The organism is Synechocystis sp. CACIAM 05 (assembly GCF_010222815.1).
Lineage (GTDB): Bacteria > Cyanobacteriota > Cyanobacteriia > Cyanobacteriales > Microcystaceae > Synechocystis.
This window is the reverse complement of sequence record NZ_CP019225.1, coordinates 620,355-636,797: the sequence shown is the minus strand read 5'-3', so window position 1 is coordinate 636,797 and position 16,443 is coordinate 620,355. Positions and strand designations below refer to the sequence as shown.

16 protein-coding genes and 1 pseudogene are annotated in these 16,443 nt (G+C 47.2%); 11 read left to right on the top strand and 6 right to left on the bottom strand.

Features of this window, described 5'->3' with window-relative positions; genetic code table 11:
* Nucleotides 1-107: 107 nt before the first annotated feature.
* A complete protein-coding gene (locus tag BWK47_RS03020) occupies nucleotides 108-305 on the top strand; it encodes a hypothetical protein (RefSeq protein WP_010871779.1) in 198 nt (65 codons plus the stop codon).
* Nucleotides 306-609: 304 nt separating this feature from the next.
* A complete protein-coding gene (locus BWK47_RS03015; RefSeq protein ID WP_162327514.1) occupies nucleotides 610-1,647 on the top strand; it encodes a LysR family transcriptional regulator in 1,038 nt (345 codons plus the stop codon).
* A gap of 50 nt (nucleotides 1,648-1,697) precedes the next feature.
* Here the strand turns inward: BWK47_RS03015 and BWK47_RS03010 are convergent, their stop codons facing one another.
* Nucleotides 1,698-2,804 (bottom strand): hypothetical protein, encoded by a 1,107-nt coding sequence (locus BWK47_RS03010; RefSeq protein ID WP_162327513.1) that lies wholly within the window; start codon nucleotides 2,802-2,804, stop codon nucleotides 1,698-1,700.
* Between the two features lie 128 nt (nucleotides 2,805-2,932).
* Nucleotides 2,933-4,633: an ABC1 family serine/threonine-protein kinase SpkK gene (spkK, locus tag BWK47_RS03005; protein WP_162327512.1), complete on the bottom strand. Its 1,701-nt coding sequence runs from the start codon at nucleotides 4,631-4,633 to the stop codon at nucleotides 2,933-2,935.
* Nucleotides 4,634-4,787: 154 nt separating this feature from the next.
* On the opposite strand from spkK, the gene BWK47_RS03000 reads away from it, so the two are divergent.
* The 6 genes from BWK47_RS03000 to BWK47_RS02975 all read left to right on the top strand — a co-directional run bounded on the left by BWK47_RS03000 (nucleotide 4,788) and on the right by BWK47_RS02975 (nucleotide 11,186).
* Nucleotides 4,788-4,985: a hypothetical protein gene (locus BWK47_RS03000; protein ID WP_237269766.1), complete on the top strand. Its 198-nt coding sequence runs from the start codon at nucleotides 4,788-4,790 to the stop codon at nucleotides 4,983-4,985.
* 354 nt (nucleotides 4,986-5,339) lie between these two features.
* On the top strand, nucleotides 5,340-5,828 hold the full coding sequence (locus BWK47_RS02995) for a DUF4168 domain-containing protein (RefSeq protein ID WP_162327511.1): 489 nt from the start codon (nucleotides 5,340-5,342) through the stop codon (nucleotides 5,826-5,828).
* 232 nt (nucleotides 5,829-6,060) lie between these two features.
* Nucleotides 6,061-7,137: an AOC03_06830 family ribosome hibernation factor gene (locus BWK47_RS02990; protein ID WP_162327510.1), complete on the top strand. Its 1,077-nt coding sequence runs from the start codon at nucleotides 6,061-6,063 to the stop codon at nucleotides 7,135-7,137.
* A gap of 67 nt (nucleotides 7,138-7,204) precedes the next feature.
* The gene (locus BWK47_RS02985; protein ID WP_162327509.1) at nucleotides 7,205-8,587 is read left to right on the top strand and encodes a (Fe-S)-binding protein; all 1,383 of its coding nucleotides are present in this window, start codon (nucleotides 7,205-7,207) and stop codon (nucleotides 8,585-8,587) included.
* A 304-nt stretch (nucleotides 8,588-8,891) separates the two neighbouring features.
* Nucleotides 8,892-9,350 (top strand): hypothetical protein, encoded by a 459-nt coding sequence (locus BWK47_RS02980; protein ID WP_162327508.1) that lies wholly within the window; start codon nucleotides 8,892-8,894, stop codon nucleotides 9,348-9,350.
* 12 nt (nucleotides 9,351-9,362) lie between these two features.
* Nucleotides 9,363-11,186 carry a peptidoglycan D,D-transpeptidase FtsI family protein gene (locus BWK47_RS02975; RefSeq protein WP_162327507.1) on the top strand — a complete coding sequence of 608 codons (1,824 nt, stop codon included), beginning with the start codon at nucleotides 9,363-9,365 and terminating at the stop codon, nucleotides 11,184-11,186.
* Nucleotides 11,187-11,238: 52 nt separating this feature from the next.
* On the opposite strand, the gene BWK47_RS02970 is transcribed toward BWK47_RS02975, so the two are convergent.
* From BWK47_RS02970 to BWK47_RS02955, 4 genes are all read right to left on the bottom strand, one after another.
* Nucleotides 11,239-11,868 (bottom strand): CPP1-like family protein, encoded by a 630-nt coding sequence (locus tag BWK47_RS02970; RefSeq protein ID WP_237269765.1) that lies wholly within the window; start codon nucleotides 11,866-11,868, stop codon nucleotides 11,239-11,241.
* A gap of 149 nt (nucleotides 11,869-12,017) precedes the next feature.
* Nucleotides 12,018-12,926 carry an alpha/beta fold hydrolase gene (locus tag BWK47_RS02965; protein ID WP_162327505.1) on the bottom strand — a complete coding sequence of 303 codons (909 nt, stop codon included), beginning with the start codon at nucleotides 12,924-12,926 and terminating at the stop codon, nucleotides 12,018-12,020.
* A 90-nt stretch (nucleotides 12,927-13,016) separates the two neighbouring features.
* Nucleotides 13,017-13,868 carry an alpha/beta fold hydrolase gene (locus BWK47_RS02960; RefSeq protein ID WP_162327504.1) on the bottom strand — a complete coding sequence of 284 codons (852 nt, stop codon included), beginning with the start codon at nucleotides 13,866-13,868 and terminating at the stop codon, nucleotides 13,017-13,019.
* A gap of 88 nt (nucleotides 13,869-13,956) precedes the next feature.
* On the bottom strand, nucleotides 13,957-14,271 hold the full coding sequence (locus BWK47_RS02955) for a DUF1825 family protein (protein ID WP_010871768.1): 315 nt from the start codon (nucleotides 14,269-14,271) through the stop codon (nucleotides 13,957-13,959).
* A 529-nt stretch (nucleotides 14,272-14,800) separates the two neighbouring features.
* On the opposite strand from BWK47_RS02955, the gene BWK47_RS02950 reads away from it, so the two are divergent.
* The 3 genes and pseudogenes from BWK47_RS02950 to BWK47_RS02940 form a co-directional block, all read left to right on the top strand.
* Nucleotides 14,801-15,175 (top strand): SHOCT domain-containing protein, encoded by a 375-nt coding sequence (locus BWK47_RS02950; RefSeq protein WP_336234963.1) that lies wholly within the window; start codon nucleotides 14,801-14,803, stop codon nucleotides 15,173-15,175.
* A 147-nt stretch (nucleotides 15,176-15,322) separates the two neighbouring features.
* Entirely contained in the window at nucleotides 15,323-16,096 is a 774-nt protein-coding gene (locus tag BWK47_RS02945) for a CsgG/HfaB family protein (RefSeq protein WP_237269764.1), read from the top strand.
* A 239-nt stretch (nucleotides 16,097-16,335) separates the two neighbouring features.
* Nucleotides 16,336-16,443 (top strand): annotated as a pseudogene (locus BWK47_RS02940) (IS200/IS605 family transposase); the annotation flags it as partial.

Sequence of the window (16,443 nt, the reverse complement as noted above, 5' to 3'; positions counted from 1 at the left end):
GATGTAAATTTTTGTTTCTGTATAAAATGTTACAGAATTTGTGCTATAAATATTAAAGAGGGTAATTAACCAAAACTTTTTTCAGCAATCGTCAAGAGGTATTAACTATGTCTACTCAACAACAGGCTCGCGCTCTCATGATGCGCCACCACCAATTCATCAAAAACCGTCAACAATCCATGTTGTCCCGCGCTGCCGCTGAGATTGGCGTGGAAGCAGAAAAGGATTTTTGGACCACTGTGCAGGGCAAACCCCAGTCCAGTTTCCGCACAACCTATGACCGCAGTAATGCTTCCCTGAGCTAGTTTGACTTTGACCAGGGTGTTTAATGTTGAAGGCTTTAGCGCCCAGTTGGGGTCGGCGGAGTAGCAAAAATAAGCTAATAACCACCATTCGGTGGATTTTGCAAAGGGAGGGAGTGAATCAACTGCCCTCTTTTTTGCATCGACCATAGTAGATTAACTTTTTTTTAAAGCGGGATCAGTCCTGATATTAACTAGGTTCCCATTAACGAATTAGACCCTGGGCGATACCGTTGCAAAGGCTCTAATTGTGGTACTGTCAGTGCGATAGGGCTGTCCCTGTCTTGTTCATCGTTTGGCTGGATCTATGTCGGATATCCCGTTCACGCTGGATCAACTTCGCATCCTCAAGGCGATCGCCTCGGAAGGCAGTTTTAAACGGGCGGCAGACACATTGTACGTTTCCCAACCGGCGGTTAGTTTGCAGGTGCAAAACCTGGAAAAACAGTTGAGTGTGCCCCTATTCGACCGGGGAGGACGCAAGGCCCAGTTGACGGAGGCAGGGCATTTGCTCCTCAATTACGGCGAAAAGATTATTACCCTCTGCCAAGAAACCTGTCGGGCGATCGAAGATTTACAGAATTTACAAGGAGGCACCCTGATTGTAGGGGCTTCCCAAACCACGGGAACTTACCTCCTACCTCGGATGATCGGCATGTTCCGGCAGCAATATCCCGACGTGACGGTGCAATTACAAGTCCATTCCACCCGTAGGACAGCTTGGGGAGTGGCCAATGGTCAGGTGGATTTGGCCATTATTGGCGGAGAAGTGCCAGCGGAGTTGCAGGAAACTTTAACCGTATTGCCCTATGCGGAAGATGAATTGGCCTTGATTTTGCCGGTGTTCCATCCTTTGGCCCAGGCAGACACGATCCAAAAAGAAGATCTATACAAGCTTAAGTTTATTAGCCTCGATTCCCAATCCACCATCCGCAAAGTAATTGATAAGGTGTTGAGCCAGGGAGAAATTGACACTAAGCGCCTCAAAATTGAAATGGAACTTAACTCCATTGAAGCGATTAAAAATGCGGTGCAATCTGGGTTGGGGGCGGCGTTCGTTTCCACCACGGCGATCGAAAAGGAATTGGAGATGAATGTGCTCCATATCGCTCCGATTAAAAATGTGGAAATTCGCCGGGTTCTTTCCGTCATCATTAACCCTAACCGTTACCGTTCTAAGGCTTCCGCCGCTTTCATTCGGGAAGTATTGCCTCAATTTTCTACCCATCCCGATGCCCTCGACCCGGAAAGGTTATTCGCTAATCCCTACAGCTCCAATAACGGCGATCGCCAAGGGGATGGCAAGGACGGCAAAGGGAGCATTGAAATCGACTCGGTTACTTAAACAGAACAATTTAAGACAAGTTGGACATTCAAGTTTAATCGGAAAACAACTTAAACTCCGCCCATGGCATTGTGCTTTTGCCGGTAACCGAGGAGCAAATCATCAATTTCCATTTGGTGAATTTGGAAAACTTCATTGTGAATTACAGCTAAACACTTGCTTAGTTGATCCTGGGTTAAGGATTCATCCAATAATTGATTAAAGAGCTTAAAGAAGGAGATTTTACCTTTTTCCATGGAACGTTTCTTAGCATCCCCCGTAGCGGTAAAAAGAAAATGGTAGGGAAAACTAACTCTGGCATTGGGTTCCGAACAAAAGAAAGCTAACATGATTACAAATAGGGGGATTACCACTGTCCGTTTTTCCACTTTCCCTTTCAATAATAATTTAGCCAACACTTTACGGTAGCCAATTTCTCCGTAGTCAAAGGTAAACATCTCCCGGAAAGGATACTCCTGGTGTTTATTAACTAAATTGAGACTAACCCCCGTCTCATCTAGGGCATGGACTAAAGCTTGCCATTTGTCGTAGGTCAAATTATCCAGACTATAATTAAGGTCACAAAAGTTGATTACATCAGTCAAAATTTTCTCAAATTGAGGCGGCAGTTCAATATGATCAAACTGGTGCATATCATCCGGAACCGGGGGGATAAAGTAACGAATTAGTAGCAGTTGATGAATAGCCGGATTAAAAATTTCTAAAAATTTGTCCAGGTTATCAGCGTAATCCTTGAAAGATACAATCGATTTTTTGCGAATGTCCTTAATCGCAACTAATAGATGTCCCGGCTGAAGGTTAAAAGATTCTCGATAAAGTTTTTGTCCCAGATTTTGGCGATGGATTTCCAAACATTCTTGTACCCTTTGCTCAATCAAACGCTGGGGATTTTGATAATACTCCCGGGGCACTACTACCTTATGAAGATCAACAATGTGTAGAGGAGTTAGTATGCCCTTCTGGAGACGAAGATTAATGACAGACTTACCAAATTCATCAATGACAAACTGTTTGCGCTGACGACGGAGAAGCTTTTGCTCTTCAATGGGCACCCTTGGCACACGAGGCAAAGTAGATTTCGCATTCTGTTCCTCGGGGGGCGGAGCTTCTAGATTGGCATTGATATTGTTCTTCTTTTGAAAAATCTTAAGAAACATATCAACTCTCCCCAAAGACAGATATAAGTAAGACTGCCATGATAGCCCAAAATCACCGACGTTTCCAACGCCAGTCATTATGACTATGACTGCTAAGACTGTATTTACTCGGCGAAAAGCAGAAAAATCTACCGTTGGGGCAGAATGGTGCTCACGCCGGCCAGGGAAAATTCCCGCACTGCGTTCCAGGCCACGTTGACTAATTCCTGGGGCTTAAAGTCATCTTTCACTAAACCCCAAATCCGTTGTACTTCATCGGTATGCAGGCGATCATCTTCCGTTAAAGCTAGTAAAATTTGCCGCCGTAAATATAGACCTTCCTCGGAAAAAAGGAATTGCAAACCTAATTGGACAGTGGGCAGAAGATCGAATTTGGTGTCCGAACGGGCAATGCTGAGCATATTTTCCAACCGTTGCCATTGGAATTTGCCATTTTTAAACAGCACATCAATGAGTTGACGACGTAGTTGGGGTGATTCTCCGGTTAATAAACGCCGGGCCACGTAGGGATAGGCCACTTCAACAATTTTAAAATTAGGATCTAAGCTTAAAGCTAATCCTTCCTGGGTGACCAAAGAACGAATAATCAAGGCAAATTTGGCCGGAACCCGGAAAGGGTAATCGTACATCAACTCAGAAAAATCGTCGGTGATGGTTTTAAAGTTAAAGTCTTGGACACTTTGACCAATGGCGCTACCAAAAACATTTTCCAGGGCAGGAATAATCGGAGTAATGTCCGTGTTGGGGGCAAGAAAACCGAGGGCAATAAAGTCTTCTGTGAGGGCCAGGTAATCCTTGTTAATTAGCTGGACAATGGAGCTGGCAATGGTTTCTTTTGTCCCTGGCTCCAGTTGATCCATCATGCCGAAGTCGATATAGGCCATGCGGCCATCTAGGGTAGCAAAAAGATTTCCGGGATGGGGATCGGCGTGGAAAAAACCATGTTCCAAAAGTTGCCTTAAACCCGAAGTAACCCCAATCCGAATAATATCACTGGGGTCGAGGCCCGCCGCCCGAATTTTATCTGTATCAGTTAATTTAAAACCTTGAATCCATTCGAGGGTGAGAACTTTTTGATTACTGTATTGCCAATAAATGCAAGGGACTTTGACTTCCGCATCCCCATGGAAATTTTCCGCAAATTTTTCAGCGTTGCGACCTTCGTTCAAATAATCAATTTCTTCAAACAGTTTAATACCAAATTCATCCACAATTAAGGTTAAGTCATGACCTAAATTTAAAGGTAAAAAGCGCCCGAATTTCTGTGCGCCTAACCGCATTAAATATAAATCTAGACTCAGCCTTGGTCTTAAATTGGGCCGTTGTACTTTTACTGCCACTTCTTCACCACTAAATAGCATCGCTCGGTACACTTGCCCCAAACTAGCGGCGGCCACGGGATGGGCAGAAATTTCTCGGTAGGCTTCGTCTACCTTCATGCCCAGTTGCTCTTCCATTAGCTGGAAAGCCAGGTCGTTATCAAACGGGGGCAGTTGATCCTGAAGTTTGATTAATTCTTCTAAAAAATCTCGCCGCACCAGGTCCGGTCGGGTGGAGAGAGCCTGGCCAACTTTAATAAAAGTGGGGCCCAGTTTAGTCAACAATTCCCGTAAATCCTCCGCCCGTTGCCGTTTGTAATATTCCACTTGACCAGTCCACTGATCCCAGAGCAAACAGGTGAGGAAAAAACCAAAGGACCAGACTACTTCCAAGGCCCGCCATAGAACTTTCCAGGGACGACGACGGTAATAGTTGGCGATCGCCTGGGCATTGTAGCGGCGAATATTATCGAGTTCGGATTGGGGGGGCAGGGGTTTGGGGTTGGGCACAGCGGTGGGATGGGAATTTATGGACTCTTGGGTTTTTGAATAAAATCTTTAACTACTCAAAACTTAAGAATTGTAAAAACTGCGACATTTTTCTTAATATTACCACCGCTTTTCCTGGAAGTTAGTTTAGGCAACCGCCTTACCATCAAAAGCAATGATCACCCGCCAAGACCTCAAGCATTTACAGTCTTTAAACCCTGTTCTGGCCCTGTCAATTCTACTGACCACCCACCGTACCTCCCCGGACAATGAGCAGGATCCGATTTTAGTAAAAAATTTGGTCAGTGAAGCCAAGACAAGACCGAGAGAAGAGTATTCCCCACGGGAATTGGATCCACTTCACTTTTGTTAGTCTCCTTTGCCGCAGGTCTTGCCAGTTTTGTGGGGGCGTTTATTAATCGCCGCTGCTGCTGGATTTTAGTTCCTGGCTTATCTACTGTCTTGGTGGGAAGTTGAGTGAATTATCATTACCATGCTGTTCTGTGGGGAGCGGCAAGTTGGTTTACTGTTGTGGGAATGGCACCGATCGCCTTGGGCAGTATAGGTTTGGTTCGTTGGTCTTCACTGACTGTTTAAGTTGGCTGATGCCAAAACTTGTCAATATGAAATAATTTGTTACAATGGCTGTGGCTTTTGTTACGTTGGCAAATAAATAGCAAAAGCAACATCTTCGTGGATATGAAGATTGACGAACAAGAGGATTTTTATGTTTAAGCAAATTCTAGCTGGAAGTGCAATTGCCACTCTACTAATCGTTGGCGGTATGTCCACAGCAAATGCTCAACAAGCTCCCCAAGGAGCACCTGCACAAGGAACAACCCAGGTAAAAGTGGACGATGCAGATTTGCAACGCTTTGCCACTGCTACAAAGAAAATTCAGACAATTCAACAACAAGCTCAAGAGCAAATGGTGCAAGCGGTTGAAGAGCAAGGACTGAGTGTTAAACGCTTTAATGAGATTGCTCAAAGCCAACAAAATCTAGCTCAAGCTCCAGCGGATCTTTCATCTGAAGAAACTCAGACTTTTGAAGCCGCGATAGTGCAAATTGATCAAATCCAAGAACAAGCCCAAGGCAATATGGAAAGCGCAATTGAGCAGCAAGGGCTAGACCTTCAGACTTTCAATGTTATTGCCCAAGCAGTGCAGCAAGACCCTGCTCTCCAACAACAAGTTATGGAAATAATCCAGCAATAATCTTCCCTGACTATTGTTGAAATTTTGGGAGATCTGAATATTTAGACCTAGGGGGCAACCATAGTGGTTGTCCCTGTTTCTATTAAAACGGGGATTTATGGACTCTTGGCTTTTTGAATAAAATCTCTAACCACTAAAAACTTAAGAATTGTAAGAACTGCGATATTTTTCTTAATGTTAGCATTGCTGTCCCCAGCATTAAGCTTAGGGGATAGACCTATGCAAAGACAAAATGATCAATCGTCATGACCTCAAGCAGTTACAGTCCTTAACTCCTGTTCCCGCCCTCTCCATTCTGTTACCCACCCACCGCACTTCCCCGGACAACAAACAAGACCCCATTGTGGTTAAGAATTTGGTTAGTGAAGCTAAAACTCGATTGGGGGAAGAGTATTCCCAGCGGGAATTGGAGCCTCTGCTAAAGAATTTAGACAACTTGGTGGAGACTATTGATTACAGTTATGGTCTTTGTGGTTTGGCTTTGTATGTGAGCCACGATTTTGCCAAATTGTACTATTTACCATTTCCTGTTCAAGCTCGAGTTGTGATCGATAAAACCTTCGCCACCAGGGATTTGGTCTATGGTTTGCATCGGCAATTGCAATATTGGGTACTGTTATTGAGCCGAGGATCAAGTCGTTTACTGGCCGGTACTGGGGATATTTTGGAGGAAGTGGAAGATGATTACTTCACCTTGGCCATGACGGGACCTGGGGGAACAGAAGCGTTACCAGCGGACACTGATTCCAGTTATCGAGACGATCGCCAGCGTCGTTTTATCCAGGAAGTGGATCGGGCTTTTGGTACCTATAACGAAGGAGAAAATCTACCGTTAGTAGTGGGTGGTGTGGATCGTTTAGTGTCCTTTTTCCAAGAAGTGTCCCAACATTCAGCGGCGATCGCCGGTACGTTACTGGGGAATTTTGACCGGGCCAGCATCAGCGAACTTACCCCCCAGGTGTGGGAGATTATGCAAACGGTCAGGGAAGCTAAACAAAATCAAGCCTTAACCTCCTTGGATGAAGCAGTTAGTGCGCAAAAATTTGTTTCCACCGTGGGGGAAGCCTGGCGTTTAGCCCAGGAAGGTCGAGGTAAATTGCTGGTGGTGGAGAAAAGCTACCATGAGCCTGCCATTATCTCCACTAACGGAGGCATTGAATTGGTGGCGGAACCCGGTGGCACGGAAGTCATCGACGACGCAGTGGACGAAATCATCGAAATGGTGTTAGCCAATGGTGGGGAAGTGGCTTTAGTCGAAGATGGCACCCTCTCTCAACATCAACGTATTGCCTTGGTTTTACGCTACTGAGGCCATTGATTAAGTTAAGGGTAAGTTGACGGTTTCAGACTAGAAAAAAGTGTGATTATAGGGGACAGTGTTTCTTTCCATTGTCCCTATGTCGGCTCCTCCCTCCTTCACCGCCTTGGCCCAGGCCGTCAACCAGCCTGAAATCGGCTTTGATTCCCAAAATCCTCCTCCCCAGGCCGTGTTGGATAGCTGTGTCCATTGCGGTTTTTGTTTAAATACCTGTCCCAGCTATCGGGTCATTGGCAAGGAAACCGATTCCCCCCGGGGCCGCATCTATTTAATGAATGGCATTAACCAAGGGCAAGCCAGTTTAGATGCCACCACCATCCAGCATTTTGACAGCTGTTTAGGTTGCTTAGCCTGTGTCAGTGCCTGTCCTTCGGGAGTGCAGTATGACCAGTTGATCTCCGCCACCAGGCCCCAGGTGGAGCGTAACTATGATCGCACCTTTGGCGATCGCCTCTTGCGGGGGATCATTTTTAACTTATTTCCCTATCCCTGGCGGTTGCGGTTATTGTTGCCCCTGCTCTGGGTCTACCAAAATTGTGGTTTGCAAAAATTAGTGCAAGCAACGGGCTTATTGAGCAGATTTTTTCCCCGTTTAGCGGCCATGGAAAGTATTTTGCCCAGGGTGACCGCCGCTTCTTTTCGGGATAATTATCCAACAGAAATTTCTGCCCAGGGGGAAAAGCGTTACCGAGTGGGGATAATTCTTGGGTGTGTACAAAGATTATTTTTCTCCCCTGTCAATGAAGCCACAGTGAGGGTTTTAACTGCCAATGGTTGCGAAGTGGTGATCCCCCAATCCCAGGGTTGTTGCGCCGCCCTCCCCGCCCACCAAGGTCAAACTTACCAGGCCCAGGCGATCGCCAGACAAATGATCGACAGTTTTGCTAATACAGAGGTGGACTACATCATTATTAATGCCGCCGGTTGCGGTCACACACTGAAGGAATATCATCATATCTTGGCCGACGATGCTGAATATTTACCCAAAGCCCAAGCCTTTGTTAGTAAAGTACGAGACATTAATGAGTTTCTGATGGAGATAGGGTTAAATCAAACCCTCCACCCCGTCACCGAGGAATTAACCCCTGTGGTTTATCAAGATGCTTGCCATCTGATCCATGGTCAAAAAATTAGTCTCCAACCCCGACAGTTGATTGCCCAAATTCCCCATTTACAGTTGCGGGAGCCCTTGGATGCGGCCCTCTGTTGTGGCAGTGCCGGGGTCTATAACATGCTCCAACCAGCCGTAGCAGAGGAACTGGGGCAGCAAAAAGTTAACAATCTCTGTCAAACCGGTGCCCAATTAATCATTTCCGCCAACCCTGGCTGCTCTTTGCAAATCCAAAAACATCTGGGAAAACAAGGCCAGAATCTAGGGGTTATTCATCCCATCCAATTGCTTGATCTGTCCCTGCGGGGGGAAAAGTTAACTGGTCTTTAGGAAAATTCTTTAGCCCAGATGGATGAATCCAAGAATGGTATCAATGCAGCGAAACCTGGTCATAATAAGTGATCCCCAATTTATTGACATCAAAACACGTAGTTGTGCTACGAAATTTGCACTAGCAAAACTGTCCATCTCGAACCCCATTCAGAGCCATTAACTAACAGAGTATGGAAACTAAAAAGTCGTTTTTATCGACATTCTCCTAAAAGTTTCCCCTCAAAGACCCAATTCTGTCCCATTGCCGTTAAAGTGAAGACAATTCACCCACCGCACTTTTGTAGTCCTAACTAACTTTTATATGTCTGCCTTACCCAAACCGGCCTTTGCCTCCCGCCGTACCACCGTAGTTGCCTCCCAACCTACGCCCCTAATTACCTCTCCCCAGGAATCTTTGCCCACTTCTCTACAGGTCTTGTTGCGGTTTCAACAGGCCACTTCTTGCCTTACCTTGGGAATAGTGGCGACGGTTTTAGGGGTTTATGGTTGGACGGTGTACACCCCCACCATCTGGAGCAAGGAATATCAACAACTTAAAGCGCTCCAGCAAACGGAACGCCAACTGATCACCAACACTGAAGCCATCAAACATCAACTGGCCCAAGAAGCAAATCAACCAAGTTCTGGTTTGGTTAAGGCCAGTCCTGGCCAGAATATTTTTCTGCCAGCCCAGGCTAGTGTTCCCCCTGCTTCCGTTGATAAATCCACCGTTGCCTCCGCCAGCAATTTCAACATCACCACTAGGCCCGTTGCCTACTAAACAATTCGAGCCATGGACTCCTCCCACCCAAAACTAAATTCTTCAACTGCCAATTCATCTCCCTTTACCAAGCATATTTCCCGTCAGGAAAGGCACAGACAAAAAACCCAACAACAGGGGGTGCCGGTAGTGCGCTTGCTTTTGGTCTGGGGATTTTTATTGCTAGCCATGGGAGGGCTTGCTTATCGTCTTTACCGGCTCCAGGTGGTGGAAGCTAACCAACTGCAACGCATGGCCAAGGCTCAACAGAGCACCAGCATGCAACCCTACGTGCCCCGCCGTTCCATTGTGGACAGCCAGGGCAATGTTTTAGCCACTGATCGCCTAACCTATACTCTGTTTGTCCATCCCCGTTACTTTGAAGCCACTAAGGAAATTACCGATCCCACCGACTACATTGCCAGGGAACTATCGACAATTTTGGGGGATATTACCCCAGCCCAACTAAAAGAAAAATTCAAAGAAAAGGAATCGGGCATTAAACTGGCCACCGGCCTCAACGAGTCCCAGGCTGTCCGCATTGGCTCTTTACGGATGGGGGGGGTGGATTTGGAAAAACAATATAGTCGCTATTATCCCCAGGATGAAATGGCCGCCGATGTTGTTGGCTACGTAGACGGGGAGCACCAGGGCCAGGCAGGCCTAGAACTCAGTCAGAGAGAAATTTTGGAGCGGGAAGTGGAAACCTATGCCATTCGTCGCACTGGGAAAGGAGTTGTGCTGCCGGATTCTTTGCCAGATAACCTATTGCAGTCCAACGATTGGCAGGTACAGTTAACCATTGATATGCGTTTGCAGCGGGCCGCCCGGGAATTGCTCAAGGCCCAGGTTGCCCAACAAAAAGCTAAGCGGGGCACAGTTTTGGTCATGGATGCCCAGGACGGAGCCATCCTCGCCATGGTTAATGAGCCCACCTTCAATCCCAACGAATACTACAAAGCCAAGGTGGAGTATTTCAAAAACTGGTCCGTGAGCGATCTGTACGAGCCGGGATCAACCTTTAAGCCAGTGATTGTCGCCCTAGCGATGAATGAAGGGGTGTTGAAACCAGAGGACAGGATTAATGATAGTGGTTCGGTGCGGGTAGGGCCTTGGACCATTTCCAATGCCAGCAAAAGTGGCGCAGGTATGATCAACATCACCCAGGCCATCCGCTATTCCAGTAACGTGGCCATGGTGGCGATCGCCCGTCGTCTCAAGCCGGAACGATACTATGAATTATTGCAGGGGGTGGGGTTAGACAGTCGTACAGGCATTGACTTGCCCGGAGAAGCAGCCAGTTATCTCAAGCCCAGGCAAAGTTTTATGGATGACCCGATTGAACAGGCCACCACTTCCTTTGGTCAGGGTCTTTCCCTCACTCCGATCAAATTACTGCAACTCAACGCCATGTTAGCCAACGGTGGCAAATTAGTTACTCCCCACGTGGTTAAAGGTCTGGTGGATGCCCGCAACCATCTCCACTGGCAACCCGATCACCCCGTTAAACAAGTGGTGAAGCCGGAAGTAGCTCATTCCGTGGTGCAAATGATGGAATCCGTGGTTAGCGGCGATGGGGGTACCGGTAAGGCGGCCCTGATTCCCGGTTATCGGGTGGGTGGGAAAACTGGTACAGCCCAAAAAGCTGGCCCCAGAGGGGGCTATTTAGCCAACGCCAAAATCACTAGCTTCGTGTCTATCTTGCCGGTGGACAATCCCCGCTATGTGGTGGTGGCCATTATCGATGAACCCAAGGGGGCTAATGCCTATGGGGGGACCGTGGCCGCCCCGGTGGTTAAAAACGTTATGGAGGCCCTAATTGCTATTAAGGGTATTCCCCCTTCCCAACCGCAATAACTTGGCTCCGAGGAAATGGACCCATAGATGTGTGGGCCGTCGGGACTATTTGTTACCGCACAAAACTGCTGATCAACCAAAGGATAATAAAGGCAATAGTAGCAGAAATTTGTTCCAAGTTAGGGCCGATCGCCACATTCGCTCCCAAGAGCAACTGACCCAAGACAGTGCCCAAAATTATCCCCACCAAGAGGGCTCCCAAACTAAGCAGTAGGGCTTTACCAAATTTGCGCTGTTTACGATTGAGAAAGAAGATATTACCAAACACCCCCACCACCAATAGTAAGGATTGGACTGATCCCCCCGCTCCTTGGGTGAGCCAACTGATCAAGATCAAGCCAGCAAAAAAGCCAGCGGGCCAAAGAATATCGTTTTGGGAAGGAGTATCTAGGGAATTGGCTAGCCAACTGGGGGCTGTGGGGGCTGGAAGGGAAGGGAAGCCATTGCCGGTACTTTCCACCTGGCGTTCGGGGAAACGAATTTTTTCCGGCACTTTGATTTTTCCTTCCTGACGCAGACGGAGCCGTTCCATAATAATGGCGTCGTAGGCGGCCTCCATCTCTTCTAAAAGCTGGGTGTTCCCCTCATGTTCCCGAAACAGCCGAGTTTTGACTGCTTGGATATCTTCAAAAGTTGCTTCCTCTGATATACCCAGCGTCTGATAGGGAGTTTGTTCACCCATTGTCCTAAACCTCCTCTGGTTGAATTTCCTTGAATGCTTGATTGGGAGTGCTGACATCCAGTATGCCCAAAGATCTTACCATTGACATCCTCGGCTCCCTAGGGAGGAAAGCCATTTTCTATCCCTAACCAATGGTGGCTATGGTAGGTCTAACTCCACTCTGTAATCCATTGTCGCAAAATTTGATTAATTACCTCCGGAGCTTCGTCCTGGGGACAGTGCCCCAACCCCGGTAAGCTAATGAATTGCTCCACACAGTTATGGTTTGCCAAAGCTCTCCCCAAGGCGATCGGTTCCCAGGGATCAGCCTCCCCCCAAATCAGCACCGTTGGGCAATGGATGCGGGGTAGTAAATCCTCCGGTAGGGGGCCTTGGGAATAGCTGGTGAAAGCCAAAAATACTTCCGCCGCCCCTTCATCCTGGGCTGGCCGCAGGAGCATGGCCACCAACTCATCGGTCACCGCATTTTTGTCCCCATAGGCTTGGCAGAGGGCCTGACGAACGGTTTTGACCCGGGCCACCTGTCGGAAGAAAAGTTTGCCAATCTGGGGATAGCCCAGCACCTTTTGCAAGACCCCTGCCCCTACCCGACGGTACCAAGGCAACGCTGACCGCTTGCGATCATGGAGTAACCGCAGGGAACAGTTAAGAGCAATCAGACCGGTGACCAATTCTGGGTGGTCGGTGGCAGTTTGCATGGCTACCACACAGCCGATGGAATTGCCAATAAGTACAGCCGATCCACCAATTACTTCCCGGCAAAAGTCCGCCACCAGGTCGCCCCAGGTGGTGAAGGTGTAACCCAATGTTTGACTAGGGAGAGGTTTGGCGGAAGCACCAAAGCCTAACAGATCAATGGCGTAGCAACGGCAATATTCCCCCAGGACAGGGATATTTTTGCGCCAATGGCCCCAGGATGCCCCAAAGCCATGGATTAGTACCACAGCTGGCCCTCGATCGCCCCTTTGTTGATAGGCAATCGCCTGGTTACGCCATTGCCAAAACAGGGGAGGAGTGTGGGGAGATAGGGCTGGGGGGCAAGATTCCAGGGAGACCATAGCAGAGCCAAATCAAGGGGAGAGCATTGATTTCTATGGTGACCGAATTTTCCGATAAAAGCATTGTCAACGGCCAACAATTGTCCCCATTCAGTGATCCGTAGCCAGGATTTGTTGGAGTTTATCCGCCACCACTGGCAACTGTTCCAACATGGCAAAGTGGCCGCAGTTCTCTATTTCCACCACATTAGTTCCCAACGGGGCAAACAAACTATGGAAACTGGCCAAATATTTGACATATTGCAATTCCATCACCCGGTCATTTTGGCCCGCCAAGAAATACATTGGCTGGGGTAATTCTGCCACCAACTTGGGGAGTAAATGCACCGCCGCTTCCGTCGTACTTTCCAGTAACGACCCCCGGGCAGCCTGCTGATCAGCTCGCAAGAAATCCAATAACCGTTGTCTGCCCCACTTTCTAGCTAAGGGTTTCTCCACCATCATCCGACTGAAAGCCAAATCCAACAACGGCAATCTTCCTAGCCAAGGGGGACGAAAATCCAATAACTTTTCCCCAGCAGAGCGAAACTTTTCAAATTCTTCCTTTAGGTAAATTCCCCCCCCAGCATTCACGCAAACTACCCCCTTAACCCGCTCCGGACAAAGGTGGGCCGCCCAAATGGCCACACTCCCCCCTAAGGAATGGCCCACTAGCCAAGCTTGTTCAATGTTTAGTTTTTCCAATAGATCAATCAAATCTTGACCATAGGCTTCCAGGTCATATTCTGAACGGGGATGGTCTAAACTCTGGGAAGCACCAAACCCTCTCAGATCGTAGCTAACGCAGGAATATTGCTCGGATAAAAGTTCCATCAAGGGCAACCAGTAATGGTGACTAAGGAGCCAACCATGGACAAAAATTAAGCTGGGGGCAGCTCCCTGTCGATCAGAGCCAGATTGTTGATAGTGGTGAGGAAAACCCAAAAGATCCAGGGTGGGCATAGTTCTCGCAATTGCTACGGGGAACCTACTCCTATCATTCTGACATTGGTGAGGAACGTCTGGCTAGACAATTTCGACACCGTGAAGTCTACTTAATTTCGGCTTTCATTCTTTCCAATGTCAAATTCATTTGGTCGAACATTTGCTGAGGGGAGATGCCAAACTGGCCCAGTTGGGTTTTCATCTGCTCAACAGTCATCTTGGCCATGAAGTCATCGGAAAGCTCAAAGCGCTTCATAAAGATTTTGTAGCGTTCCATCAAAGCCTCCATTTGCTCGATGAAAATCACTTTGCCATCCCGATCAAATTTTCCATAGTCACCACCCAATTTGGTTAGGGATTGATAGTCTTCAAACAATTGTTTGGCTTCTTGTTGGATAATATCTGAATCAAAAAAACTCATAACTATGACCTCTAGGGCGAATGATATGGTCAAGTAAAATTTAATTATTTAATTAAAGTTATTGAACACAAGGGAAAAATTTAACCCAGTTCAGTAACCAATTAAAAACCAATAATTTACCTCGATCAACTATAAAAATTTAGTAATTTAGCAAAAGTTTGTGAAAATCTAAAATAATAGAAGCAAAAGATTTGTTGAAAATGGGATTTTTGGGAGACCTTAGCTTGGGTGCCTCAGTCGAGTCGTGCCCAACCTCTGGGGGAACTAAAGGGGCACAAAGACCCTCTGTATTGACAGAAGACCCCGTGCCATGGAATTCTCCCCATTGTAAAACTTATTTTTGCCTAGCAAAATACGGTTTCCCGAATTTGCCGGCGATCACCAGGATTGTGGTTGGCAGACCGGTCTTGAAACAAGCCCATAGGCCAGTTTTTCCTGCCGACATTCCCCCTGACTAAGGCTAAAATTACAACTGATTCAGATCCTGTTCAGAGTTGAAATGATGTCTTTTTTAAGTCCCTTGTTATCTTTGCCAAAACGTCGCTACTGGGCGATCGCCTTGGCGGTGACATCGGTGGTACTACCTTGGCCCATTGCTGGTCTCCACAAGCTTTACCTGGGGCAACCCGTGTGGGCAGGAATCTATTGGTTACTGTGGAACACCCCCATACCTAGAATTGCCTGCGCCATTGATGCAGTGTGGTATTTCGTCCAGGGAGAAGAAGATTTTAACCGACAGTTCAACGATCTTGGGGGAACCTGGCACCAAAATGGAGACAGCCTGCAACCGTCCCAACAGGTTATTACCATGGCCGAAGCTATGCGGGAGTTGGAACAGTTGCGACTAGAAGGACTAATCACAGAATACGAATTTGAACAAAAACGTAGACAATTATTGGGCTAAATGCCCGATTAAAACAGTTTCGTAGTTGCCCTCAAAAAATCTGGTTAACCAAAAGTCAAATATTTTATTGACTGTTGTCTCGTCACTACTGTAGCCTTGGTTAAAAAATCAGCTATAAACGCCATGGCAACTCACAACCTAGACAGAATGGCTGCTCCCTTGATATCAAAGCTTTTCCCATTTTTCTTGGTGTTGGCGGGCATGTTCTCGGGGACCTTCGCGGCCCAGGCGCAAGATAAACCGACCATTTCTGTACCAGAGTTTAAAAATGATACTAACATGAGTTGGTGGTGGTGGAGTGGTAATACCTCCAGGGAATTGGCCGATGCACTCAGTAACGAACTTACCTCCACTGGTAACTTTCAAGTAGTGGAAAGACAAAATCTAGGTAGTGTTTTGTCGGAACAGGAATTAGCAGAATTAGGATTAACAAGACCAGAAACCTCTGCTCAAAGAGGACAGTTGACTGGGGCTCAGTATATTGTTTTGGGGAGAGTTACCGCCTATGAGGAAGGGGTAAGCTCGGAATCTGGGGGTAACAACTTTGGACTTAACCTGGGTCTTTTTAGTATTGGGAACAGCGAGCGTCAGGCCAAGCAAGAAGCCTATGTTGCCATAGACCTGCGGGTGGTTGACAGCAGCACAGGGGAAGTAGTTTATGCCAGAACAGTGGAAGGACGTGCCACCGATACTGCTGCTAGTTCCGCTAATAACGTCAATATTTTGGGCATTGTTAATACGGGTCAGGATAATCAAAGCACTTCCAGGGCTCCCGTGGGCAAAGCATTAAGGGCTGGATTGGTCGAGATCACCGATTACCTCAGTTGTGTAATGGTGGAACAGGATAATTGCATCCAAGAATATCAAGATAAAGACAGGCAGCGTCGGCAAAAAACCAAAGATACTCTGATTTTGGAATAGGGGTATGGCCACTTGCAATAAAACCAGGACAGTAATTTTTTGTGCAAAACTGCTGTTAAAGGCATCCCAAGACTTGTTTTGAAAGCCTTTCAGACCCTACAGTATTGGCAGATTTAGGGAGCAGAATAAAACTCTCCAAACATGTTCTTCGCTGAACATATTGATCTGAAAATGGGTTGCGCATACCCCGCAGCTTGCTGCGATTGGGATAAGCAACCCCAAAGTATTAGAATTCCGTAATGGAACTAAAACGAGCTAGTCATTGCGTGTATCAAATTCGTTACCATATGGTTTTCTGCGTCAAATACCGTCGAGGACTTTTGGGACTTGAAGAACGTTCCAATTAC